Origin of the sequence: Micromonospora sp. NPDC049004, assembly GCF_040649315.1 — a bacterium.
Classification (GTDB): domain Bacteria; phylum Actinomycetota; class Actinomycetes; order Mycobacteriales; family Micromonosporaceae; genus Micromonospora.
On the sequence record NZ_JBEZFG010000002.1, the window covers coordinates 830,595 to 852,347 of the forward strand.

At 73.8% G+C, this 21,753-nt stretch carries 20 protein-coding genes and 1 pseudogene; 9 read left to right on the top strand and 12 right to left on the bottom strand.

What is annotated here, in order from left to right; translation table 11 throughout:
* Nucleotides 1-48: 48 nt before the first annotated feature.
* Both AB0B97_RS08645 and AB0B97_RS08650 read left to right on the top strand, forming a co-directional pair.
* Nucleotides 49-1,305: a molybdopterin molybdotransferase MoeA gene (locus tag AB0B97_RS08645; protein WP_357491765.1), complete on the top strand. Its 1,257-nt coding sequence runs from the start codon at nucleotides 49-51 to the stop codon at nucleotides 1,303-1,305.
* A complete protein-coding gene (locus AB0B97_RS08650; RefSeq protein ID WP_357491767.1) occupies nucleotides 1,302-1,730 on the top strand; it encodes a molybdenum cofactor biosynthesis protein MoaE in 429 nt (142 codons plus the stop codon). Before AB0B97_RS08645 ends, AB0B97_RS08650 begins: the two co-directional genes overlap by 4 nt.
* Nucleotides 1,731-1,734: 4 nt before the next feature.
* Here AB0B97_RS08650 and AB0B97_RS08655 read toward each other — a convergent pair whose 3' ends face one another.
* Complete coding sequence (locus tag AB0B97_RS08655; RefSeq protein ID WP_357491769.1) at nucleotides 1,735-3,180, bottom strand: glycosyltransferase 87 family protein; 1,446 nt, start codon at nucleotides 3,178-3,180, stop codon at nucleotides 1,735-1,737.
* Nucleotides 3,181-3,395: 215 nt separating this feature from the next.
* A complete protein-coding gene (locus AB0B97_RS08660; RefSeq protein WP_234582674.1) occupies nucleotides 3,396-3,941 on the bottom strand; it encodes a DoxX family protein in 546 nt (181 codons plus the stop codon).
* Between the two features lie 134 nt (nucleotides 3,942-4,075).
* Here AB0B97_RS08660 and AB0B97_RS08665 point away from each other — a divergent pair, with 134 nt between their 5' ends.
* Nucleotides 4,076-4,624 (top strand): N-acetyltransferase, encoded by a 549-nt coding sequence (locus tag AB0B97_RS08665; RefSeq protein ID WP_357491772.1) that lies wholly within the window; start codon nucleotides 4,076-4,078, stop codon nucleotides 4,622-4,624.
* Between the two features lie 21 nt (nucleotides 4,625-4,645).
* On the opposite strand, the gene AB0B97_RS08670 is transcribed toward AB0B97_RS08665, so the two are convergent.
* The 3 genes and pseudogenes from AB0B97_RS08670 to AB0B97_RS08680 form a co-directional block, all read right to left on the bottom strand.
* Complete coding sequence (locus AB0B97_RS08670; protein ID WP_357491774.1) at nucleotides 4,646-5,887, bottom strand: ATP-binding protein; 1,242 nt, start codon at nucleotides 5,885-5,887, stop codon at nucleotides 4,646-4,648.
* A 133-nt stretch (nucleotides 5,888-6,020) separates the two neighbouring features.
* On the bottom strand, nucleotides 6,021-6,476 hold the full coding sequence (locus tag AB0B97_RS08675; protein ID WP_357492093.1) for a hypothetical protein: 456 nt from the start codon (nucleotides 6,474-6,476) through the stop codon (nucleotides 6,021-6,023).
* A gap of 324 nt (nucleotides 6,477-6,800) precedes the next feature.
* Nucleotides 6,801-7,271, bottom strand: a pseudogene (locus tag AB0B97_RS08680) (flagellar basal body protein FliL); the annotation flags it as partial.
* A 489-nt stretch (nucleotides 7,272-7,760) separates the two neighbouring features.
* On the opposite strand from AB0B97_RS08680, the gene AB0B97_RS08685 reads away from it, so the two are divergent.
* Together AB0B97_RS08685 and AB0B97_RS08690 are read left to right on the top strand one after the other, a co-directional pair.
* Entirely contained in the window at nucleotides 7,761-8,738 is a 978-nt protein-coding gene (locus AB0B97_RS08685; RefSeq protein ID WP_357491776.1) for an EamA family transporter, read from the top strand.
* Nucleotides 8,739-8,847: 109 nt separating this feature from the next.
* Nucleotides 8,848-9,483 (top strand): prepilin peptidase, encoded by a 636-nt coding sequence (locus tag AB0B97_RS08690; RefSeq protein ID WP_357491778.1) that lies wholly within the window; start codon nucleotides 8,848-8,850, stop codon nucleotides 9,481-9,483.
* Nucleotides 9,484-9,516: 33 nt separating this feature from the next.
* Here the strand turns inward: AB0B97_RS08690 and AB0B97_RS08695 are convergent, their stop codons facing one another.
* From AB0B97_RS08695 to AB0B97_RS08715, 5 genes are all read right to left on the bottom strand, one after another.
* The gene (locus AB0B97_RS08695; RefSeq protein WP_357491780.1) at nucleotides 9,517-12,711 is read right to left on the bottom strand and encodes a UvrD-helicase domain-containing protein; all 3,195 of its coding nucleotides are present in this window, start codon (nucleotides 12,709-12,711) and stop codon (nucleotides 9,517-9,519) included.
* 61 nt (nucleotides 12,712-12,772) lie between these two features.
* Nucleotides 12,773-14,023, bottom strand: a complete 1,251-nt coding sequence (locus tag AB0B97_RS08700; RefSeq protein WP_357491782.1) for a metallophosphoesterase — start codon at nucleotides 14,021-14,023, stop codon at nucleotides 12,773-12,775.
* 13 nt (nucleotides 14,024-14,036) lie between these two features.
* Entirely contained in the window at nucleotides 14,037-14,291 is a 255-nt protein-coding gene (locus AB0B97_RS08705) for a MoaD/ThiS family protein (RefSeq protein ID WP_234582666.1), read from the bottom strand.
* A gap of 3 nt (nucleotides 14,292-14,294) precedes the next feature.
* Nucleotides 14,295-15,308 carry a GTP 3',8-cyclase MoaA gene (moaA, locus tag AB0B97_RS08710; RefSeq protein ID WP_357491784.1) on the bottom strand — a complete coding sequence of 338 codons (1,014 nt, stop codon included), beginning with the start codon at nucleotides 15,306-15,308 and terminating at the stop codon, nucleotides 14,295-14,297.
* Entirely contained in the window at nucleotides 15,305-16,219 is a 915-nt protein-coding gene (locus AB0B97_RS08715; RefSeq protein WP_357491786.1) for a fructosamine kinase family protein, read from the bottom strand. Before AB0B97_RS08715 ends, moaA begins: the two co-directional genes overlap by 4 nt.
* Nucleotides 16,220-16,371: 152 nt before the next feature.
* Here AB0B97_RS08715 and AB0B97_RS08720 point away from each other — a divergent pair, with 152 nt between their 5' ends.
* Nucleotides 16,372-17,418, top strand: coding sequence for a DUF4192 domain-containing protein (locus tag AB0B97_RS08720; protein ID WP_357491788.1), 1,047 nt, complete (start codon nucleotides 16,372-16,374; stop codon nucleotides 17,416-17,418).
* A 129-nt stretch (nucleotides 17,419-17,547) separates the two neighbouring features.
* Here the strand turns inward: AB0B97_RS08720 and fdhD are convergent, their stop codons facing one another.
* Nucleotides 17,548-18,414: a formate dehydrogenase accessory sulfurtransferase FdhD gene (gene fdhD / locus AB0B97_RS08725; RefSeq protein WP_357491790.1), complete on the bottom strand. Its 867-nt coding sequence runs from the start codon at nucleotides 18,412-18,414 to the stop codon at nucleotides 17,548-17,550.
* 288 nt (nucleotides 18,415-18,702) lie between these two features.
* Here fdhD and AB0B97_RS08730 point away from each other — a divergent pair, with 288 nt between their 5' ends.
* The 3 genes from AB0B97_RS08730 (at nucleotide 18,703) to AB0B97_RS08740 (ending at nucleotide 20,799) form a co-directional block, all read left to right on the top strand.
* Nucleotides 18,703-19,305, top strand: coding sequence for an NTP transferase domain-containing protein (locus AB0B97_RS08730; protein ID WP_357491792.1), 603 nt, complete (start codon nucleotides 18,703-18,705; stop codon nucleotides 19,303-19,305).
* Nucleotides 19,302-19,565 carry a DUF6457 domain-containing protein gene (locus AB0B97_RS08735; RefSeq protein ID WP_234582654.1) on the top strand — a complete coding sequence of 88 codons (264 nt, stop codon included), beginning with the start codon at nucleotides 19,302-19,304 and terminating at the stop codon, nucleotides 19,563-19,565. The genes AB0B97_RS08730 and AB0B97_RS08735 overlap by 4 nt, the downstream gene beginning before the upstream one ends.
* Nucleotides 19,566-19,695: 130 nt before the next feature.
* The gene (locus AB0B97_RS08740; protein WP_234582653.1) at nucleotides 19,696-20,799 is read left to right on the top strand and encodes a YbjN domain-containing protein; all 1,104 of its coding nucleotides are present in this window, start codon (nucleotides 19,696-19,698) and stop codon (nucleotides 20,797-20,799) included.
* Here AB0B97_RS08740 and AB0B97_RS08745 read toward each other — a convergent pair.
* Nucleotides 20,796-21,752, bottom strand: a complete 957-nt coding sequence (locus AB0B97_RS08745) for a zinc-binding dehydrogenase (RefSeq protein WP_357491794.1) — start codon at nucleotides 21,750-21,752, stop codon at nucleotides 20,796-20,798. The genes AB0B97_RS08740 and AB0B97_RS08745 overlap by 4 nt on opposite strands.
* Between the last annotated feature and the right edge of the window lies 1 nt (nucleotide 21,753).

Sequence of the window (21,753 nt, forward strand, 5' to 3'; positions counted from 1 at the left end):
CCGCGCCCAGGCCCGACGGACGTCGGTCCGCCCCGATAGGCTCGGTCGGTGAGCACGAAAGCCGCACCAACCGCGGACCGGGTCGTCGCGCCCCCACCGGCAGGGTGGGAGGAGGCGCGGTCCCGGGTGTACGCGGTCGGTCTGGCCGCCGCGCTGCCCGCCGTCGCCCGACCGCTGGTCGACACCGACGGGCTGACCCTGGCCGAGCCGTTGACCACCCGCACCGACCTGCCCGCGTTTCCCACCTCCAGCGTGGACGGCTGGGCGGTGCGCGGCGGCGGGCCGTGGCGCGTCGTCGGGCGTGTGCTGGCCGGCAACACCCCCGCGCCACTCACCGAGGACGGCACGACAGTCGAGATCGCGACCGGGGCCATGGTCCCCGAGGGCGCCTCCGCCGTGCTGCGCATCGAGGAGTCCACCGTCACGGACGGCCTGGTCAGCGGCACGCCCCGGCCAACGCCGGAGTGGCGGCAGCCGGGCGAGGAGGCGTACGCCGATGAGGAGCTTCTGCCGGTCGGCACGCCTGTCGACCCGGCGGTGATCGGCCTGGCCGCCTCCTGCGGGCACGACACGCTGCGGGTCCGGCGGGCGCCGCGTGCCGCGCTGCTGGTCTTCGGTGACGAGTTGCTCACGGCCGGCCCGCCTGGTGCGGGCCGGGTGCGCGACGCGCTGGGCCCGGCGGTGCCCGCGTGGCTACGTCGCTACGGCTGCCACGTCCGCCCCTCGGACGTGGTGGGCCCGGTGGCCGACACGCTGCCCGCGCACGTGGCGGCGGTGCGCGCGGCGCTGACCAACGCCGACCTGGTCTGCACCACAGGTGGCACGATGCACGGCCCGGTCGACCACCTGCATCCGACCCTGGAGGCGCTGGGCGCCGACTACGTGGTCAACACGGTGGCGGTCCGGCCCGGTTTCCCGATGCTGCTGGCCCGGCTGGCCGATCACGACGGACGGGTCCGGTTCGTCGCCGGCCTGCCGGGCAACCCGCAGTCCGCAATCGTCGCGCTGGTGTCCCTGGTCGCGCCGCTGCTCGCCGGGCTCCAGGGTCGTTCGATGCCGGTGTTGCTCCACGCCACACTGGCCGAGGCGGTGCCCGGGCGCGGCGACCACACCCATCTGGCGCTGGTCCGCCTGGACCGGGCGGCCGGCACCGCGCACCCGGTGCGGCACGTCGGGTCGGCGATGCTGCGCGGTCTCGCGGGCGCTGACGGGTTCGCCGTCATCCGACCGGGCACCAACGGTGCGCAGGGCGATCGGGTGCCGATCGTGCCGTTGCCACTGCTGCCCGGGGAGCGGGCGTCGTGACCGCGCCGGCGATCACCGTCGTCGAGGTCACCGACCAGCCCCTCGACCTCGCCGCGCACGAGGCGGCGGTCGCCGAGCGCCGGGCCGGCGCGGTCGTCTCGTTCCAGGGCGTCGTCCGCGACCACGACCACGGGCGTCCGGTGGTGAGCCTGGAGTACGAGGGGCACCCGAGCGCCGCGCAGGTGCTGCGCGAGGTGGCCGCCGAGATCGCCGCCGACCCCGACGTCTACGCGGTGGCCGTCTCGCACCGCGTCGGGCCGCTGGCCATCGGTGACGTGGCGCTGGTCGCCGCGGTGAGCACCGCGCACCGCGCCGCGGCCTTCGCGGCCTGCGCCCGGCTCGTCGACGAGGCCAAGGCCCGGCTGCCGATCTGGAAACGGCAGGTCTTCGCCGACGGCACCGAGGAATGGGTCAACTGCCCCTGACCGCTCAGCGGCGGCCGTTGACCGCCACGGCTCGGGCGAGCCGTTCGCCGTAGAACGCCGGCTCGGCGCCGGGCCGCCAGGGCAGCGCCGCGACCAGCACGATCAGCGCGAGGGCCAGCGAGTTCTCCATCAGCGCCCCGAACAAGCCGTCCTGGTAGTGCGACACCTCCGGCAGTTGGTGCTCGTACGGCCAGATGGGGGAGATCAGGAAGAGCAGGTAGAGGCCGAGGGCGGCGACACCGTGCCGGAACCCGGTAAGCGTCGGATACCAGATCGGCGGGCGAAGACCGTTGAGCCCGCTCAGGCCACCGAACGCCGCGCCCTGACCGGTGCGCTGCCCCAGACCCCTGCTCGCCTCCCGTCGACGGATGGCGGCGTCGGCCAGCACGATGATCGCCGGGATCACCCAGACGAGGTGGTGCGTCCAGGAGATCGGGCTGATCACGTTGGCGGTCAGGCCGACCAGCGTGAACGCGGTCAGCTCGTCACCGTCGGCGCGGGAGCTGGCGGCCCGGGACAGACCCACCGCCAGGATCAGCACCGAGAAGGCGAGCCAGAGCAGCCCGGGGGTCTCGATCGAGTCGTACAGCCGGGCCAGCAGGCCGGCGAGCGACTGGTTCGGCGTCATGTCGGCGGCGCCGACCCGTTCGGTCTGCCAGAGCACGCTGCCGAAGTACGTCCGCGACTCGTCGCCGACGATCGCGAAGGTCCCGATCGTCACGCCGATAGTGGTGCCGATCGCGGTGGCCGCCACCCGCCACTGGCGGGTGATCAGCAGGTAGGCGATGAACAGCGCGGGGGTGAGCTTCACCGCCGTGGCCAGGCCGATGCCGGCGCCCGCCCAGGCGCCACCGTAGAGGAAGCGCAGCAGCGGGCCGTCGGTCGCGGCGTAGTGGGTGCCTCGGCGCGAGCGCCACCGCAGCCCGATCAGATCCGCCATGATCAGTGCGAACAGCAGGAGGTTGACCTGGCCGTAGCCGAGCGTCTCCCGGCTGGGCTCGATGGCGAGCGCGAGCGGCACCGCCAGCGCCACGGTGAACCACAGTGGCCAGGCCAGCCGGTCCACGATGGGGCGTAGCAGGCCGGCCAGCACCAGCGTCAGCGCCGCGATGCTGGCGAGGGCGTTGACCATCCCCGCCGCGTCGATCGGCAGCTGCGCCATGGGCAGCATGACGAGCCCGGCGAACGGTGGGTAGGTGAAGCCGAGCGTGGTGCCGGGCGCGATGAACTCGTAGAGCTCATGACCGCTCGCCCACCACACCACCGCACCGTGGTAGATCTTCATGTCGAAGAAGTTGTACGGTCGCCCGAACTCACCGATGGCGAGCCATGCGGCATAGGCGACGGCGGCCACGATGGCGCCCCGTACGACGTTCCTGCGATCGATCCCCCGCGTCATGCGTTGAACTGGGGCGAGGCGGTCCGCCCGTCTACCGACAGTCGTCGGCATGGCGTGGCCACCCCCGTACCAAGGTCGTCCTACCCGTCCAGGTCCTGCACGGAGCCTAGAACGGCGCCTCACGTCAGTGCCTCCCGCGTTATGCGACCGTGTCCGATCCCACACATGTTTTTGACATTTCCACCGCGTTAACGCCTACCGGGTGGTTCAGGTAATTCGTGGCCTTAGCGGGGGGTGGGGGTGACACCGACGCAGATCGAGGCAGGTCAGCCGGGGAGTCGACGCGCGGTGGCCGCGGACCGGACGGCGATCCGGGCCTCGCGGCGGGCGGTGCGGACGGCGCGCTGCATGGAACGTCGAGAGTGGCCGATGCGGTGACCCGTACGCCAGCGGATTCCCGGCTTGCCACCGGTGTCGGCGGCGGCGAGCAGGAGGCCGCCGAAGAGCCCGAGATTCTTCAGGGTGTGTATCTCGTTGTTGTTCTTGGCGATCGGGTCGTCGTTGTTCCAGAACGGGTGCCCGGCGAGGGTCACCGGCACCAGCGTCCCGGCGAGGACCAGCGCGGCGGGCCGGCTGAACCGCCCGGTGGCCAGCATCAGCCCGGCACCGACCTGCACCGCCGCGTTGAGGCGGATCAACGTCTCGGTCTCGGTGGGGAAGTTCGGGTGCGCCTTCTGCAGGAGCGGCGCGACCCGGTCGGTGACCGGCTTGGCGGTCTCCGCGAGCCGGTGGGGGTTGCGGAAGTTGCGGTACCCGCTGACCACGAAGATGCCGCTCAGCATGGCGCGGGCGAGGGAGCGTACGGGCGTCATGGATCAGTCATACCCCGTCGGGGCGTTTGCTACCCCGGCAACCGCCGGATCCGGATCGGTCGGTGTGCACGTACGCCACGCCGATTCGAGCGACCATCGCTGATGGACAGGCCGTCACGGGTAACGTCGCGCGGGTGACGACGCTGCGGCTCCGCCCCGAAGGCCCGGCCGACGCCGGCCCGGTGCGTCGGGTGCTGGCCTCGGCGTTCGCCCGCCCGGAGGTGCAGACGCCGCCGGAGGTGGGGCTGGTCGATGACCTGCGCGGCACCGACGCCTGGCTGCCCGAGCTGGCAATGGTTGCCGAGTACGGCGGCGAGGTGGTCGGATACTCGCTGCTCACCCGGGTGCGGGTGCGACCCGATCGCGGTGCCGTCGCGCCCGCCCTGGCGCTCGGGCCGGTGGCGGTCGCACCGCACCGGCAGCGGGTCGGGCACGGCAGCGCCGTGGTGCAGGCCGCTCTGGACGCCGCCACCGAGCTGAGCGAGCGGGTGGTCGTGGTCCTCGGTGCCCCGGCCTTCTATCGCCGCTTCGGCTTCGGGCCGGCCGCGGAGCTGGGCCTCACCAGCCCGTGGGCCGGGCTCGGGGAGCCCTGGCAGGCGCTGGTGCTGCCGCCGTCCACCAGTGAGGAGGGTCCGCCGCCGCGCGGCGAGGTGGTCTTCCCGGCACCCTGGTCGAGGGTCTGAACGCCTCTGCGGGCGCGGCGGTCAGGTTGGCTGGGTGCGCAGGTACCGGCCGAAGTGCGGAACGGTGAAGGCCACCGTGCCCCGTTCACCGGAGTAGATGAGCCCCTTCTTGATCAGCGCGTCGCGGGCCGGGGACAGGCTGGCCGGTTTCCGGCCGAGAGCGCGGGCGATCTCGGAGGTGGGCACCGCGGCGTCCATGTCGTCGCGGGGCGCGGCACCGGACTCGCCCTCCACCAGGGACAGCGTGGCCATCGCCCGCATGTACTCGCGCTCGGCCGGCGTGGCCCGCTCGAACCGGGAGCCGAAGAAGCCGACCGCCAGCTCGGCCTCGGCCTCGGGGGCGGCGACCCGGACGTCGGCGGCGGTGATCGGCGACCGTGGCGCATGATCCCAGGTCGCCTTCCCGTACGCCTGGACGAAGTACGGGTAGCCACCGGACTTCTCGTAGAGCAGGTCGAGCGCCTTCTGCTCGTACTCCACCTCCTCGCGTTCGGCCGGCGCGCAGAGCGCCTGGTCGGCGGCGATCCGATCGAGCCGGTCGATGCGCTGGTAGCGGAAGAGCCGTTCCGAGTACGACTTCGCGGCGCTCAGCACGGCCGGCAGGTGCGGCAGCCCGGCGCCGACGACGATCAGCGGGGCGCCGATCTGGGACAGCTCGTGGCAGGCGGCGCAGAGCGCGGAGACGTCCTCCGGGCCGAGGTCCTGCATCTCGTCGATGAAGAGCGCGACGCCGGTGCCCACGTCACTGGCCACGGCGGCGGCGTCGGTGAACAGTTCGACCAGGTCGATCTCGATGTCGCCGGAGTCGGCCCGGCCACTGGCGGCGGGCACATCGATGCCGGGTTGCCACCGGTCGCGCAGCTTCGACGGTGCCCCGGCGCGGCCGGTCGGTGTGGACCGCTGGGCGAACGCCTTGAGCACCCCGAGGAAGGCGTCGATCCGGTCCGGAGCGCGGTGCCGGGGGGCGAGTTCGCGGATCGCCATGTGCAACGCGGCGGCGACCGGCCGGCGCAGTGACTGGTCTGGCCGGGCCTCGATCTTGCCGCTGCCCCAGAGTCGGTTGATCGCCTGGGAACGCAGGGTGTTGAGCAGGACCGTCTTACCGACGCCGCGCAGGCCGGTGAGCATGAGGCTGCGTTCGGGACGCCCGCGGGCGATGCGTTCCAGCACGATGTCGAAGACGTCCAGCTCCCGCCCCCGCCCGGCGAGTTCGGGCGGGCGCTGCCCGGCGCCGGGAGCGTACGGATTGCGGACCGGATCCACGCATCGCAGAATATCGGGCCCTCTAGCTGCGAAGCTAGATATGGATAGATGAGGCTACCGGCGTGTTGCGACCATCGAGACAAAACTAGGGCTGTCTAGCCTCCACGCTAGACAGCCCTAGTTTCCGTGAGGATTACCGCTTCTTCAGGCAGAGCACGTAATCGAACACGTCGATCGCGTTGTCGTGCACGTAGTTCGCGGTCGCCTGCGGCGCGAGCGTCGCGCACCGGTCCCCGTCAGTGGTCGCCGGGATACGCAGCAGCACCTGGTAGGTGTTCGGGCCGCACGGCACCTTGCGCAGGTCCGCGTCGTCCTCGCTGCCGTCGTTGACCACGCAGTCCCCCTTGGCGAACTCCTCCTCGTCCGGGGACGGCAGGACGGGGCTCGGGGCGTCGCTGGGCAGACCCGGCGGGACGACGGGGACGCTCAGCGACGGAGCTGGCGCGGCAGAGTCGCTGTCGCTGTCGGCGGCCTTCAACGCCGCCCAGCCGAAGAGGCCGAGGCACGGGCAGACCACGAGCAGGACCACCAGCGCGACGATGAGGGCGATCTTGCCGCCGTTCCTCTTCGCCGGCGGGGCGGGCGGCATCGGGTACCCGCCGGGCGCCTGCGCAGGCCACGGCGCCGCCGGCTGGCCGGGGCCGGGCCCGGCGGGTGGGAACGGCCCCGGCGGTGCGTCCCACTCCGAGGGCTGCGGCGGCGGACCCCACTGCGTCGGCTGCGGTGGCGGGCCCCACTGCGGTGGCTGCGGTGGCGGCGCGTCCCACTGCGGTGGCGGCGGGCCCCACTGGGGGACGGTCGGGTCGACCGGGGACGGGCCGTCGGGCCAGATCGGCGGGCGTTGGTACGGGTCGTCCGGCTGCCCGGCACCCGATGGTCCGTTGGTCGTCATCTCATCCCCAGGGGTGGGTGGTCAGCGCTGCTTCAGGCAGAGGACGAAGTCGAGGGTGTCCAGCTCGCTGTCGAAGAAGTACCAGTTGGTGTAGCCCTCGACCTTGGCGCACTTCGCCTCGGCGTCGCGTTCGCCACTGGTCGCGCCGTCGATCCGGCGCAGCACCTCGTACGACTTCGCCGCGCAGCCGCTGATCAGCAGCTTGGGCTTGCCGCCGGCCGTTCCGTCGTTGCGCACACACTGGCCGACCTTGACGAACCGCGGGTCGGCCGACGACTCCGGCGCGGCAGCGCTCGGCACCGGCTCGGCCGGCTCGGTCCCGGCCGCGCTCGGCGCCCCGACACCTGCCGAACCGGTCGGCGCGGCCACCGGAGCGGCAGGGTCATCGGACCGGCCGAGAAACCAGTACGCGCCGCCACCGGCCAGCGCCAGCACCACCACGACGGCCACCACAGCGATCAGCGGCCCTCTGCCGCGTCGGGGCGGGACGGGTGCGGGGTCACCGCCGTACGGGCCGTCGTCGGGCCGGTACGGCTCCCCGCCGTACGGGGGATGCGCCTCGGCCGGCCGGTACGCGCCACCGTACGGCGTCTCGGTCTCCCCGCCGTACCGTCCGCCGCCGTAGGGCGCACCGGACGGCTCAGCCCCGTACGGTGCCCCGCGCTCGCCGCCGTACGAGGGGCCGCCACCGTAGGGCCTCGCCGGTTCGCCGCCGTACGGACCGTCGCCGTAGGACCCGGGGCGCTCCGCAGGGGCGGGCGGGTAGGACTGAACCGTCGGCGGGTAGGGCTCCGGGCCGGACGGGTAGGGCTGCTGCGGCGGCCGGCCGGGCGTCTCGTCGGGCCGTTGCCCACGCCACGGGCCTCGGAAGCCCTCACCCGGTGGTCCGTAGTTCGTCATGCCGCCCTCCTGCACGAGTGGTGAGAGGCCGGCCACCAATGCGCGACGCCGACTCCGAGGTCACCGTAGCGTGGTCCACCGATGAGCTCATCTTCACCGAGCGCCGCCGCCCTGCCCGGCCGCCGCGCCGCCGCCGCGCCCACCCTGGTCTGGACCGCGTTGATCGTGGTCTACCTGCTGTGGGGTTCGACCTATCTGGCCATCCGGGTCGCGGTGGAGACGATGCCGCCGCTGCTGTCGGCCGCCCTGCGGTTCGCCGTCGCCGGCCTGGTGCTCGCGGTGGTGCTGCGGTTGCGCCGAGGGCCGGGCGCGCTTCGCGTACGGCGTCGGGAGCTCGGCTCCGCCGCGCTTGTCGGTGTGCTCCTGCTCGCCGGTGGCAACGGCCTGGTGGTGCTCGCCGAGTCCGGGCCGCCCGGGGTGGCGGTGCCGTCCGGAATCGCGGCGCTGCTGGTGGCGACCGTGCCGCTGCTCGTGGTCCTGCTGCGCTCCGCCACCGGCGACCGGCCTGGAGTCTGGACGTTCGCGGGGGTCACGTTCGGCTTCGTCGGCCTGGTCCTGCTGGTGCTGCCCGCCGGCAGCGCGGACGCGGTGCCGCTGGTCGGCGCGCTGACGGTGGTGGCGGGAGCCGTCGCGTGGTCGGTCGGGTCGTTCCTGTCCGGACGGATCGGGGTGCCCGCCGACCCGTTCGTCGGCACCGTGTACCAGATGGTGGCCGGCGCGGTGGCGCTGGCAGTTGTCGCCGCCGGCCGGGGCGAGCTGAGCGAGTTCCACCCGGCGGCGGTCAGCACCCGGTCCTGGCTGGCGTTGGGCTACCTCATGGTGGCCGGCTCGCTGGTGGCCTTCACCGCGTACGTCTGGCTGCTGCAGAACGCGCCGATCTCGCTGGTCTCGACGTACGCGTACGTGAACCCTGCGGTCGCGGTGGCGCTCGGGGCGCTGCTGGTGGCCGAGCCGATCACCCCGCGGGTGCTGCTCGGCGGGGCGGTCATCGTCGCCGGGGTGGCGCTTGTGGTGAGCACGGAACGTCCCCGCCGGACGGGCGCGGAACGCTCGCGCTGAACGGGCGCGGAACGCCCGGGTCGGACGGGCCCGGAACGCTCGCGCCGGACAGGCGCGGAACCGCGATCGGGGACGGCGCGGACGGGCGACCGCCGGTAGCGTCCGGCAGATGTCGGCAGCGGTGCTGGTGGGGGTGGCGTTGGTCGGTGGGGTGGTCGGACTCGTCGTACCCCCGGTGGCCCGGCGCTTCACGACCCTGCCGGCGCGGCCTCGACGCGACGCGCGGGCCTGGCTCGGTCCGCCGTTGGCGGCCGCGGTGTTCCTGGGGCTCGCCGTCGCCCAGGGTGACGATCCGGCGCTGCCGGTCCTCCTCGCGGTGGCGGCGGTGGGGTTGGTGCTGGCCGTGGTCGACCTGGCCTGTCTGCGGTTACCCGACCCGATGGTCGCGGCGGCCGGCCTGCTGGCCCTCGGTGGCCTGACCGGCGCGGCCCTGCTGGCCGGCACTCCCGGGCGGTTGGTCGGCGCGCTTGTCGGTGCGGCGGTTTCCGGCGCGGCGCACGTGCTGCTGGCCCTGCTGCCGGGATCCCGGCTCGGCTTCGGGGACGTGAAACTCGCCGCCGTCCTCGGGTTGCCACTGGGCTGGCTGGGCCGCGACGCCCTGCTCACCGGGCTGCTCCTGCCACATCTGCTGCACGGGACCCTGGTCCTCGGCCTGCTGGCGGCGCGCAAGGTCCGCCGCGAAACCCTGCTGCCCCTGGGCCCGGCCCTGCTGGCGGGCACGTGGCTGGCCGCGCTCGTGAGCTGACCCCAGGTCACTGTCGCGCGTGCGGTGGCTCGCTCAGATCAACCGGAGCTGGCGGTCCTTCGGGCGGCGCGGCTCGGTTTCGCCGAACCGCTCGAACAGGCCCGGGTCGATCGTGCCCAGGAACGGCGAGGGTGCGCAGTCACGTTCGGTGCCGTGCCGCGTCCTTCGGGCGGCGTGGCTGACGTACAGCCGGTCCTGCGCCCGAGTCAGGCCGACGAAGAAGAGCCGACGTTCCTCGGCTACCGCGTCCTCGTCGGGCGTCGAGCCCGGCCAGCGCAGCGGCAGCAGCCCGTCCTCGACGCCGACCAGGAAGACCACCGGGAACTCCAGGCCCTTCGCGGCGTGCAGGGTGAGCAGGGTGACCGCCTCGGCACGCGGGTCGAGCGCGTCCACCTCCGCGCCGGTGGCCAACTGCGACAGGAACGCCTCCAGGTCGTCGCCGCAGCGGCGGGCCAGTGGGGTCAGCAGGTCCACCGCCGAGCGGACGTCGTCGGGGCGGACCGTGCTGCCGGCGCCGTCCAGGGTGGGCACCGCGAAACGCTCGGCGACCACCTGGCCGGCCAGGCGCACCCGGGCGGCCAGCGAGCCGGCCAACCCGTCGGCGTGCCGCAGCTCGCGGGCGATGGCCGCCACGCCGGGCCGGTCCCGCAGCCGGTCGTGCGAGCGCTTCTGCACCGGGATGTTGGCCCGGGTCAGGGCGTCCACGATCGGGGCGGCCTGCGCGTCGGTGCGGTACAGCACGGCGATGTCGGAGAACGAGAGCGAGGTGGTCCGGCCGTCGATCCGGCCCGAGTCCAGCGAACGGTGGGACAGGCCGCCGACCAGCTCGTCGACGGTACGCACCACGAAGTCGGCCTCCTCGGCAACCGACGCCGCCGGGTACCGCCCGACCAGTGGGGCTTCCGGGTCGAGTCGGGCCGGGTCCAGCCGCCGGCCCCGCACCAGCGAGGACGGCGCGATGGCCTGCACGGCGGCGGCCAGGATGGGCGCGGACGAGCGGTAGTTGCGGTTGAGCCGGACCAGCCGGGCGTCCGTGAAGTCCTCGGAGAAGCGCAGGAAGTAGCCGACGTCGGCACCCCGGAACGAGTAGATCGCCTGATCCGGGTCACCGATCGCGCAGAGGTTGCCGTCGGCGGGGCTGAGCAGGCGCAGCAGCTCGTACTGCACCTCGTCGACGTCCTGGTACTCGTCGACGAAGATCCACCGCCAGCGGTCCCGGTACCGCTCGACCAGCTTCCGGTCGGCCCGCAGCAGCTCCACCGGGAGGCTCACCAGCTCGTCCAGGTCGACCAGGTCCTGCTTGCGCAGCAGCGCCGTGTAGCCGACGGCATCGTCGCCGGCCTCCGACCGCGCCGCCGCCCGCTCGGCGTCGTCGGCGATCCGGAACCCGGCCGGCAGGCCCGCCGCGTCGGCGTTCTCCCGCAGGATGGTCAACCCCAGCGCGTGGAACGTGCCCACGGTGACGTCCTCGGCGACCGGGCCGAGCAGACCGTCGAGGCGGTGCCGCAGCTCCTCGGCCGCCCGTCGGGTGAACGTGATCGCGAGGCAGTGCTCGGGAAAGACGTTCAGCTCCGCGCACAGGTACGCGATCCGGTGGGTCAGCGTCCGGGTCTTGCCGGTGCCCGGACCGGCCACGATGAGCAGTGGCCCGCCGGGCGCGGATGCCGCCACCCTTTGCATGGCGTCCAGCCGGTCCAGCAGGCCGGTGCCGACCTCCTCCATGCCGGAGAGCATCGGCTCGAACGGCTCGTGCGGTGACGGTGGCGACGCGATCGGCGGCGCGGGCGCCGGGGCCGGCTTGCGCTTCGGTTCCGCCTTGGCCGCCGCCGGGCGCTTGGCCGTGGCCCTGGCCGCCGGCTCCGCGGGTCGCCGCTGCGCCGGCACGGGAACGTCGAACAGCGTCTCCTGTGCCGTGCCCGCGCCCGTGCCCAGCTCCGCCGGGTCGAACAGGGTGATCACGCCGTACTCGCCGTCGTAACCCGGCACCCGGCGTACGTCGCCACGCCGCAGCCGCCCGATGCCCTCCGCGAGCACGTCGCCGCCGGCCTGCGCGATGTCGGACAACGGCGTCGTGGTCAGGATCTCCAACTCGGGGCCGAGCGCGGCGAGCAGCTCGTTGAGTTTCCCCTCGACCTTCTTCGACCGGGCGCCCACCTTGTTGATCTCACCAAGGATCTCGGCGAGCGGCACCAGGTGGGTGACGTCCCGGGCGTGCGCCGGGCGGTGCCCGTCGGGTCGGTCGGCCAGCTCCTCGATGCGGCTGAGCACGCCCACGGTGAGCGGCTTGCCGCACTCGGGGCAGAGCCCTCCGGCGGCCCGGGTCCGCTCCGGGGACCAGTTGACCCCGCAGAGCCGGTGCCCGTCCGCGTGGTACTTGCCCTCCTCCGGGAAGAACTCGATGGTGCCGGCCAGGCCGTCACCGGTGCGCAGCGCCTCCCGGACGGCGAAGTAGTCCCGCTCGGCGGTCAGCACGGTGGCCTCCCGGCCCAGGGCCGGCGGCGAGTGCGCGTCCGAGTTGGAGACCAGTTGGTAGCCGTCCAGGCTGCCGACGCGCCAGTTCATCGCCGGGTCGGACGAGAGGCCGGTCTCCACGGCGAAGATGTGCTCGGCCAGGTCGGCGTAACAGTCGGCGATCGCGTCGAAGCCGGACTTCGAGCCGAGCGCGGAGAACCACGGCGTCCAGATGTGCGCCGGGACGAGATAACCGTCCGGGCTCGCCTCCAGGGTGATCTCCAGCAGATCCCGCGAGTCCAGGCCGAGGATCGGTCGGCCGTCGGAGCCGAGGTTGCCGATCCGGCCGAGCGCGGTGTTGAACCGGGCCACCGCTTCCAGATCGGGAAGGTAGATGAGGTGGTGCACCTTGCGGGTCCGGTCGTCCCGCTTGTAGATGGTGGAGATCTCCACGCTCAGCATGAACCGGACCGCGTCGGCGTCGCTAGTGCCGGCGAGTCGCGGCGGCAGCCGGCGGGCGATGTCGCGCTCCGCCTCCGGGGCGAGCCGGTAGAGCCCGGGCTCGGCCGGGCGCAGCGTCTCGGTCAGGTGGTCGTACCAGGCGGGGTGGGTGAAGTCGCCGGTGCCGAGCAGGGCGATGCCCTTGCGCCGCGCCCACCAGCCGAGGGTCGGCAACGTCAGGTCACGGCTGCACGCGCGCGAATACTTCGAGTGGATGTGCAGGTCCGCGACGAAGGGCGAACGGCCACCGGGGGGTACGGCGCTGAACGGGGGCACGCCGCATCCTGTCACGCCCGCCGCGCGGCCCGCCTTCCGCCACGCGCGGACGTGACGTCCGCTATGCCGAGCGCAGCTCCACGAGGCTGATCTGCGGCTTGGCGCCCACCCGCACCGGCGGGCCCCAGAAACCGGCGCCGTTGGTCACGTAGACCTTCGTGCCGTCGACCTCGCCGAGGCCGCTGACCACCGGCTGCTGAAGCTTGACGACCAGGTTGAACGGCACCACCTGCCCGCCGTGGGTGTGCCCGGAGAGCTGCAGGTCGACGCCGTAGCTGGCCGCCTGCTTCGCGGCGAGGGGCTGGTGGGCGAGCAGGACGACCGGGCGGCTCGGATCGCGGTCACCGAGGGCGGCGGCGAAGTCCGGACCGGCGGCGAGGCCGGTGCCCGCCGGGTCCGCGTTCAGGTCGTTCACGCCGGCCAGGTCGAGCACACCGCCCCGGGCCTGGATCTCCTGTCGACGGTTCTGCAGCACCCGTAGGCCGAGACGGTCCACCTCCTGGACCCACTCCTCCACGCCGGAGTAGTACTCATGGTTGCCGGTGACGAAGAAGTTGCCGTACCGGGAGCGCAGGTCGCGAAGCGGCGCGGCGGCCGGCCCCAGTTCGGCGACCGAGCCGTCGACCAGGTCACCGACGACCGCGACCAGGTCCGCGTCGAGACGGTTGATCGCGGCGACGATCCGCTCGGTGTGCGCCCGCCCGCGCAGCGGGCCGAGGTGGATGTCCGAGACGGTGGCGATGCGCAGGCCGTCCATGCTGCGCGGGAGTTTGCGCAGGGGGATCTGCACCCGGTCGAGTTGGGGCGGGCCGAGTGCCGTGCGGACGCCGTACCCCGTGATGCCGGTGGCGGTGAGGCCGGCGAAGATGGCGGCTCCGCGGGCCAGCAGCAGACGGCGGGCCGGGTCGTGGTCCGGTGCCGCGACGGCGCCGGTGGCCGGCGGATCGGCGGGCCCGGCGGCCCCGACGAGAACCGGCTCGGGCGCGGCGGTGGTCGGCTCGGCGGCGGTCACCCGGCGGCGCAGCACCATCCGGACGACAAGCATCGGCACTTCCAGCACGACGAGCGTGACCAGCAGGTAGAACATCACCGCGAGCCACAGGTAGCCGGGCCAGGCGAGCCAGTACAGGCCGGCCTGCGTGCCGACGAGGGTGGCCGGCACGAGCACCGCCAGCACCAGGGCGACGATCCCGCCGACCCGCCGCCAGCGACCCGGCGTGGTGGTGTCCCGGATGAGACGCTTCCAGAGGTAGAGATGGATCAGGCCGGTGACCAGCGCCAGGACGCCCATGAACCCCAGAACCGCCAACATGTGTGCGCCCCCCTCAGCCGCCCGCGAACGGGGGCAGGACATCGATCGTGGCCCCGCCCGGCAGGGGTGCCCGACGATCATGACAGGCGACGCCGTCCACGAGGAAACTGGCCACCCGCAGCACGGCGGCGAGCCGGTCACCGTGGCGCTGGGCCAGCTCGGTGGTGAGGTCGTCGAGTGACCGGCCTGCGGCGGTGACCTCCTCGGCGCGGCCGGCTGCGGCGCGCGCGCCGGCGAAGTAGCGGACGGTCAGCGGTCTCGGCTGCACGGGTCAGCCCCCGATCGCGGACATCGGCCGGGTCGGCTGGAGGAAGGTGGGGTCGTCGATGCCGTGCCCGGCGCGCTTGCCCCACATCGCGGTGCGCCACCGCTGTGCCACCTCGTCGTCGGTCGCGCCGTCGCGCAGCGCCGCCCGCAGGTCGGATTCCTCGGTGGCGAACAGGCAGGCGCGGATCTGGCCGTCAGCTGTCAGCCGGGTGCGGTCGCAGTCGCCGCAGAAGGGCCGGGTCACGCTGGCGATCACGCCGACCCGGGCCGGGCCGCCGTCGACCAGCCAGGTCTCCGCCGGTGCCGCGCCGCGTTCGGCCGGGTCAGGGCTGAGATCGAAACGGGTACGCAGGGAGGTCAGGATCTCCTCGGCGGTGACCATCGTGCTGCGGTCCCAGCCGTGCTGCGCGTCCAGCGGCATCTGCTCGATGATCCGCAGCTGGTAGCCGTGGTCGAGCGCGAAGCGGAGCAGGGCCGGCGCCTCGTCCTCGTTGACACCGCGCATCAACACAGAGTTGATCTTCACGGGGTTGAGCCCGGCGGCTGCCGCCCCGGCGAGCCCCGCCAGCACCGCGTCGAGGCGGGGACGGCGGGTGAGCTGGGTGAACCGGGCCGGGTCCAGCGTGTCCAGCGAGACGTTCACCCGGTCGAGGCCGGCCGTACGCAGCGCGGGCGCCAACCGGTCCAGGCCGATGCCGTTCGTGGTGAGCGAGACCCGTGGGCGGGGGTCGAGCGCGGCGACCGCTGCCACGATGCCGAGCAGCCCGGGCCGGATCAGCGGCTCCCCACCGGTGAACCGCACCTCGGTCACACCGAGCCGCTCGACGGCCACCCGGACCAGCCGGATGATCTCCTCGTCGGTGAGCAGCTCCGGCCCGGCCAACCAGGGCAGCCCCTCGGCCGGCATGCAGTACGTACACCGCAGGTTGCACTTGTCGGTGAGGGACACGCGCAGATCCCGTGCGACCCGGCCGTACCGGTCGACGAGGACGCCGTCGGTTCGTGGGGCGACACTCACCGGTCGACCGTAGCGCGCTCGACGCTGCCCAGGGCGGCTCGGGCGAGTTCGATGACCGCATCGCGGTAACCCGCGCCGAACAGCGCGGTGTGCACGAGCAGCAGGTGCAGCTGGTGCAGCGGCACCCGGTCGCGCCAACCGTCGGCCAGCGGCCAGCTCTCCCGGTAGGCGGCAAGCACCCGATCGGTGTGCGCGACGCCGCCGAACAGCGCCAGTTGGGCGAGGTCGGTCTCGCGGTGCCCGCCGTGCGCCGCCGGGTCGATCAGCCAGGCCCGCTCGTCGACGCCCCACAGCACGTTGCCCGGCCACAGGTCGCCGTGGATGCGGGAGGGCGGCTCGTCCCCGCCGAACTCGTCGACCCGGCCGATCACCTGCTCGACCAGCGCGGCGTCGGCGCTGCTGAGCGCACCGCCGTCGACCGACAGCCGCAGGTAGGGGGCGAGCCGGCGTCGTGCGAACCACGTCGACCAGGGACCGTCGTCGGGCGTGTTGTCCTGCCCGAGCGCCCCGATGAAGCCGGTCCACTCCGCACCGAAGGTCGGTGCGCCGGCCCGGTGCAGGGCCGCCAGCTCCCGACCGAGGCGTTCGGCAGCCGCCGGCGTCGGCTCGCCGGGCTCCACCCAGTCGAGCGCCAGCAGGTCGGGCAACGCCACGATCACCTCGGGTACGCCTATCGCGTCGGCCTCCCGCAGCCAGCGCAGCCCGGCGGCCTCGGCGGCGAAGAAGCCCTCGGGCACCGGCCGGTCGGCCCGCTCCGGCCAGGACTTGGCGAAGACCGAGTGACCGTCGTCCAGGGTGAGGCGGGCGGCGGCGCAGATGTCTCCCCCGGCGACCGGCGTCTCGCGGAGTCGCTGATGGGTCCGGAACGTCGGCAGGTGTGCCGGATGAGCGCGCAGGTACGCCAGGTCCATCAGCGCACGGTAGCCGCCGCCCATGACACGGCGGTGTCGTGTGCGCACATCAGAACGCGTCCACCTGCGGCAATACGTTCGGTAACTGTGGATAAGCTGCGTGTCATCCACAGGGTCTGGAAGCCTCCGCAGGCCGGACGCAGCCTTCCTGCATGACCTCGACCGAACGCGCGAAGCTCTCCGTCCGCTCGCCCGCCGACCTGATCGCCGCCGTGCCGTACCTGCTCGGCTTCCATCCCGCCGACAGCGTGGTCGCGGTCGCGCTGCGCGGCCGGCAGATCATCTTCGCCGCCCGCGCCGACCTGCCCGAACCGTCCACGGACGCGGTCGACCGTGCCCGACACCTGGCCGGAGTGATCTCTCGACAGGGCGCCGACGCGGCCACCGTCGTGGGCTACGGACCACCCGACCGGGTGACGCCGAGCGTGGACGCCGTACGCGCCGCCCTGACCGGCGCCCGAGTGGACGTGCTCGACGCGCTGCGGGTGACCGACGGCCGGTGGTGGTCGTACCTGTGCACCGAGGCCGACTGTTGCCCACCCGAGGGCCGGCGCTACGACCCGACGGCCAACCCGGTGACCGCGTCGGCCGTGTTCGCCGGTCAGGTCGCCCTCCCCGACCGGGCGGCCCTCGTGGCGCAGGTGTCGCCGGTGGACGGCCCGGCCCGCGACGCGCTGCACGCGGCCACCGTGCGGGCGGAACGGCGACTGGTCGAGCTGGTCGAGCAGGCACCCGCCAGTGACCTGCTCGGCGGGCGGGCGCTGCGTACCGCCGGGGTGGCGGCGGTCCGCGAGGCGCAACGCCGGCAGCGGCGCGGTGAGCGTCTCGACGACGACGAGGTGGCCTGGTTGAGCATGCTGCTGAGTCACCTGCCGGTGCGCGATCACGCCTGGGAGCGCACCGACGGTCGTGACCGGGACATCGCCCTCTGGACCGACGTGTTCCGCCGGGCCGAGCCGGAGCTGACCGCCGCGCCGGGCGCGCTGCTGGCCTTCGCGGCCTGGCGGGCGGGGCAGGGGGCGCTGGCGGCCGTCGCGCTGGAGCGCACGCTGAGCCTGCACCCCGACTACTCGCTGGCAGTGCTCCTGGACGACCTGCTCCGACGCGGTGTGCCGCCTTCCGAGCTGGACGGCTGGCCGTCGGTCGGGATGCCGGGGGTGGTCCGCCCCCACAAGCGGAACCGACGTGGTCGCCGCTGACCCGCGCGCGACCGGTCCCCACCAGCAAAGGCCCCCCGTGAGAGGTGATCGACTGCAGGTCGGCGACGTGGGGGTGTCTGGACGTCTGGATGGCCCAACATCGGCGATGTGGTGTGGATCATCGCCGCGTCAGGCCGGCTGGTCGACAGTGATCCGCTGCGGGCCGGCGTAGACATTCATGGTTCGGCCGCGCAGGAAGCCGACAAGCGTCATGCCCGCCTCCTCGGCCAGCTCGACGGCGAGGGTGCTCGGCGCGGACACCGCGGCCAGCAGCGGCAGGCCCGCCATCCACGCCTTCTGGGTCAGCTCGAAGCTGGCCCGGCCGGACACCAGCAGCAGGTGCCCGGTCAACGGCAGCCGGCGTTCCCGCACGGCCCAGCCGATCACCTTGTCCACGGCGTTGTGCCGGCCCACGTCCTCGCGGAGCACCACCAGCTCCCCGGCGGGGCTGAACAGGCCCGCCGCATGCAGCCCGCCGGTGCGGTCGAAACCGCGCTGGGCGGCCCGCAGCCGGTCGGGCAGTTCGGCGAGGAGCGCGGCCGGCACGGTGAGCGGGTCCGCCGTGACGTCGAACAGCGACCGCGTCCGGATCGCGTCGATGCTCGCCTTGCCGCACACCCCGCAGGAACTGGTCGTGTAGAAGTTCCGGGATGGATCGGTGGTCGGTTCCGGCACGCCGGGGGCGAGCACCACGTCCACCACGTTGTACGTGTTCGGCGTCTCCGCGCCCGCGCAGAGCTGGGCGGTCAGCACATCGTCGGTCGAGCGGATCAGCCCCTCGGTCAGCAGAAACCCGATCGCCAGGTCCAGGTCGTCGCCGGGGGTGCGCATGGTGACGGCGAGCGGCTTTCGCCGGCCCGGGCCGGCCGCGCCGACCCGGATCTCCAGCGGCTCCTCCACGGCCAGGGTGTCCGGCCGGCGGACGGCCGCCCGCCCCTCGGCCGCCGCGTCCAGGTCGATCCGCAGTACGCCCCGTCGGTCAGTCGCCCGTCCCATCCCGCCATCCTGCACCCCGGCCCGGCACACCCGCACGGCCGCCCGTCATCAGGCACCCGGCAGGGCCCCGGCGGTCATCAGGCACCCGGCAGGGCCCCGCCGGGCACCGGCCACCGGCCACCGGGCACCGGGCACCGGCCACCGGCGAGGCTCCGCCGGGCACCGGCCACCGGCAAGGCCCCGCTGGGCACCGTGACCGGCCAACCAGCATCGCGGAGCGCGCGCCGCCACCGGAGCACCGGGCAGCGCGCGCCGGCACCGGGCACCCGGCCCGGATACCGTGACCGGATGGGGACGTACGCCGCCGTGGTGCTCGCGGGTGGGGCCGCCCGACGGATGGGCGGGGTGGACAAGCCCGCGCTCCCGGTCGGTGGCCGGTCGATGCGTGACCGGGTGCTGGCCGCCGTGGACGATGCCGCGCCGCGCGTGCTGGTCGGCCCGGGTGACGGTGTCGCGGACGGGGTGCAGGTCACCCGGGAGGACCCGCCCGGCGGCGGGCCGGTCGCCGCGACGGCGGCGGGGCTGGCACTGCTCGATCCCGGCACGACGCTTGTCGCGCTGCTCGCCGCAGACCTCCCACTGCTCACCCGCGCCGCGATCGGCGACCTGCTGACCCACCTCGACCGGGAGCGATCGGTCGAGGGGGTGTGCTTCGTCGATGCGGACGGCCGGCGGCAGTCGCTCTGCGGGGTGTGGCGTGCCGCCGCGCTGCGGGCCGGGCTGAACCGGCTGGCCGCCGAGCGGGGCGGCAACCTGGCGGGTGCTCCGGTACGGGCGCTGCTGGCCGGTCTCGCCGTCGGGGAGGTGCCGTGGGCCGGTGACGGTCCGCCGCCCTGGTTCGACTGCGACACTGACGAGGACGTACGCCGGGCGGAGGAGTGGGTGCGATGACGGTGCTGGACGACTGGGTCACGGCAGCCTGTGCCGAGGTGGGTCTGGACCCGACCGAGGTGCCCGTGTCGGCGGTGCTGGACCTGGCCCGCGATGTCGCCCACCAGGTGTTGCGGCCGGGGGCGCCGGTCACCGCGTACCTGCTCGGACTGGCTGTCGGCAGGGGTGCCGACCCGGCGGACGCCGCGGCCCGGCTCAGCGCTCTCGCGGCCGACTGGCCGGTCCGGTTGGGCGCCGATCCCGACGACCCCACCTCCTGACCCGCCCACCGCCGCGCCCCCGCGACCAGGCCGTCTCCACGACGCGAGGACTGTGGTGTCCGATCCCGGTCCGGGCTGATTCGACGCCCGGACGGCGTGGGTAGGGTGATCGGGACGGACGGAGGCGATCATGACGGCTGACCACCCCTCGGCGCCGGACGGTGAGCCCGACGGCACATCCGAGCCGGCGGAGTCGATCCTGCTCGACGAGCCCAGCACCACCGACCTGCGCGCCAAGGTGACGGAGGCGTGGCGGGAGTTCGCCCGGATGCTCGCCGTGCGGCTGCGGGAGTTGCCCGCCGGCGCGCACCTCGAACTGACCCTCGACCCCACCGCCTCCGGTACGGGGGACGCCGTCTACTCGATCAGCGTCGACGTGACCGGCGACGGCGGGCTCTCCGCTCGGGCCGTCGGCAACGCCGCCCTGCCGCAGGGCTTCCGGCTGGACCGTGCCGCGGTGGCGGACATGGTGGCGCTGGGCTGGTCCCCGCCCGGGGTGGTGGCCGGCTCCGGCGGCTCGTTCGGGCTGGACGGTACGACGGCGGAGGCCGGTCGGATCGCCCCGTTGCTGTCCCGCACGCTGCGCGACGTGTACGGCGCCCCGCACCCGGCCTTCCTCGTCTACCTGGTGCACGACGCCGAGGGTGAGCCGTTGACTGTGGGGCCGCTGGGCACCGCGCGCAGCGAGTTCGGGCCGGACGCCGACGTCGAGGGTGACCTCCAGGAGGCGTTGGCCGAGGCGGCCGCCGCGCAGGTCGAGCGGGACGACGTGCTCGATCTGGCGGATCGCGTCCGTACCGTCGTGTCGACGATGCTGAAGTCCGACGCCGAGCGGTTGCAGATCGACTCGGACGGCGACATCACCATCCGGGCCGGCTCGGCGATGGTCTTCGTGCGGGTGCGGGACGATCCATCCCTGGTGGACGTCTTCTCGCCGGTGCTCACCGAGGTCGAGCCGACCGAACGGCTCTACGTCAAGCTGTCGGAGCTGACCAACCGGATGCCGATCGGTCGCCTCTACTGCGCCGACGACACGGTCTGGGCGTCCATCCCGGTCTTCGGCCGCAACTTCCAGGCCACCCACCTCATGCTGGCGGTGCAGGTGATGACCGGCCTCGCCGACGAGCTGGACGACCGCCTGCACGGCGAGTTCGGTGGCAAGCGGTTCTTCGGTGAGGGCGACAAGCCGGTCCGGCGCGACGAGTCGGAGCACCGCACCGGCATGTACCTCTAGAGCACGTCCAGCAGGGTCTTGCCGACCGTCGCGCGCGCCTCGATGGCGGCGTGCGCGTCGGCGGCGCGTTCCAGCGGAAAGCGCTGGCCGATCAGCGGCCGGAGCTGGCCGGCCGCCGCGTCCGCGAGCGCCTGATCGGTGTACGCCCGCATGCGTGCGGGCGGCACGTCGGTGCGGACCAGCGTGATCTGGTGGGCTGCGGCGTCCTTGGCCGAGACCGGCGACCACGAACCGCTGGCCAACCCGAAGCTGACCATCCGGCCACCCGGGTCCAGCAGTTCGAACGCCGTCCGGGCGGTCGGCCCGCCGACGCCGTCGAACACCACGTCGACTCCACCCATCGTGTGCCGGACCTGGTCGGCCCAGCCTGGGAGGCGGTAGTCGATCGCCAGGTCGGCGCCGAGGCCGGGCAGCAGGTCCACCTTGCGTGCGCCGCCGGCCACACCGATCACCCGTGCGCCGGCGCGCGCCGCGAGCTGCACGAGCAGGCTGCCCACGCCGCCCGCCGCCGCCTCCACCAGCACCCGGTCGCCGGGTTGGACGCCGGCCGCCTCGACCAGCAGGGTGGCGGTCCGTCCGTCGGCCAGCAGGGCCACCGCGTCGTCGAGCGCCAGCCCGGTCGGCACCTCGAAGGGCGCGGACGCGTCCACCACCGCCCGTTCGGCGTACCCGCCGGAGCCACCGGTGGCGCTGACGACCCGGCGCCCGGTCAGCGCCGGGTCGACGTCCGACCCGACTGCGGCGATCACCCCACCGACGCCGTTGCCGGGGATCAGCGGTGGGGTGACCTGGTACGGCCCGGGTCGACCGGAGCGTAGCTGCGTCTCGATGAAGGTGATGTTCGCGTGCGCGACGTCGATCAGCACCTGGCCGGGGCCGGGCGTCGGGTCCGGCGCCGGCCCGGGCGTCAGCACCTCGGGACCGCCGAATTCACGTAACCAGATCGCCCGCATG

Bases quoted from the DNA above. Each gene is read 5' to 3' on its own strand.
- AB0B97_RS08720 (WP_357491788.1), top strand. From the start codon at position 16,372: ATGACCTCGACCGAACGCGCGAAGCTCTCCGTCCGCTCGCCCGCCGAC.
- AB0B97_RS08745 (WP_357491794.1), bottom strand. From the start codon at position 21,752: ATGCGGGCGATCTGGTTACGTGAATTCGGCGGTCCCGAGGTGCTGACG.
- AB0B97_RS08740 (WP_234582653.1), top strand. From the start codon at position 19,696: ATGACGGCTGACCACCCCTCGGCGCCGGACGGTGAGCCCGACGGCACA.
- AB0B97_RS08700 (WP_357491782.1), bottom strand. From the start codon at position 14,023: ATGTTGGCGGTTCTGGGGTTCATGGGCGTCCTGGCGCTGGTCACCGGC.
- fdhD (WP_357491790.1), bottom strand. From the start codon at position 18,414: ATGGGACGGGCGACTGACCGACGGGGCGTACTGCGGATCGACCTGGAC.
- AB0B97_RS08730 (WP_357491792.1), top strand. From the start codon at position 18,703: ATGGGGACGTACGCCGCCGTGGTGCTCGCGGGTGGGGCCGCCCGACGG.
- AB0B97_RS08715 (WP_357491786.1), bottom strand. From the start codon at position 16,219: ATGGACCTGGCGTACCTGCGCGCTCATCCGGCACACCTGCCGACGTTC.
- AB0B97_RS08655 (WP_357491769.1), bottom strand. From the start codon at position 3,180: ATGCCGACGACTGTCGGTAGACGGGCGGACCGCCTCGCCCCAGTTCAA.
- AB0B97_RS08660 (WP_234582674.1), bottom strand. From the start codon at position 3,941: ATGACGCCCGTACGCTCCCTCGCCCGCGCCATGCTGAGCGGCATCTTC.
- AB0B97_RS08675 (WP_357492093.1), bottom strand. From the start codon at position 6,476: ATGCCGCCCGCCCCGCCGGCGAAGAGGAACGGCGGCAAGATCGCCCTC.
- AB0B97_RS08735 (WP_234582654.1), top strand. From the start codon at position 19,302: ATGACGGTGCTGGACGACTGGGTCACGGCAGCCTGTGCCGAGGTGGGT.
- AB0B97_RS08690 (WP_357491778.1), top strand. From the start codon at position 8,848: ATGTCGGCAGCGGTGCTGGTGGGGGTGGCGTTGGTCGGTGGGGTGGTC.
- AB0B97_RS08685 (WP_357491776.1), top strand. From the start codon at position 7,761: ATGAGCTCATCTTCACCGAGCGCCGCCGCCCTGCCCGGCCGCCGCGCC.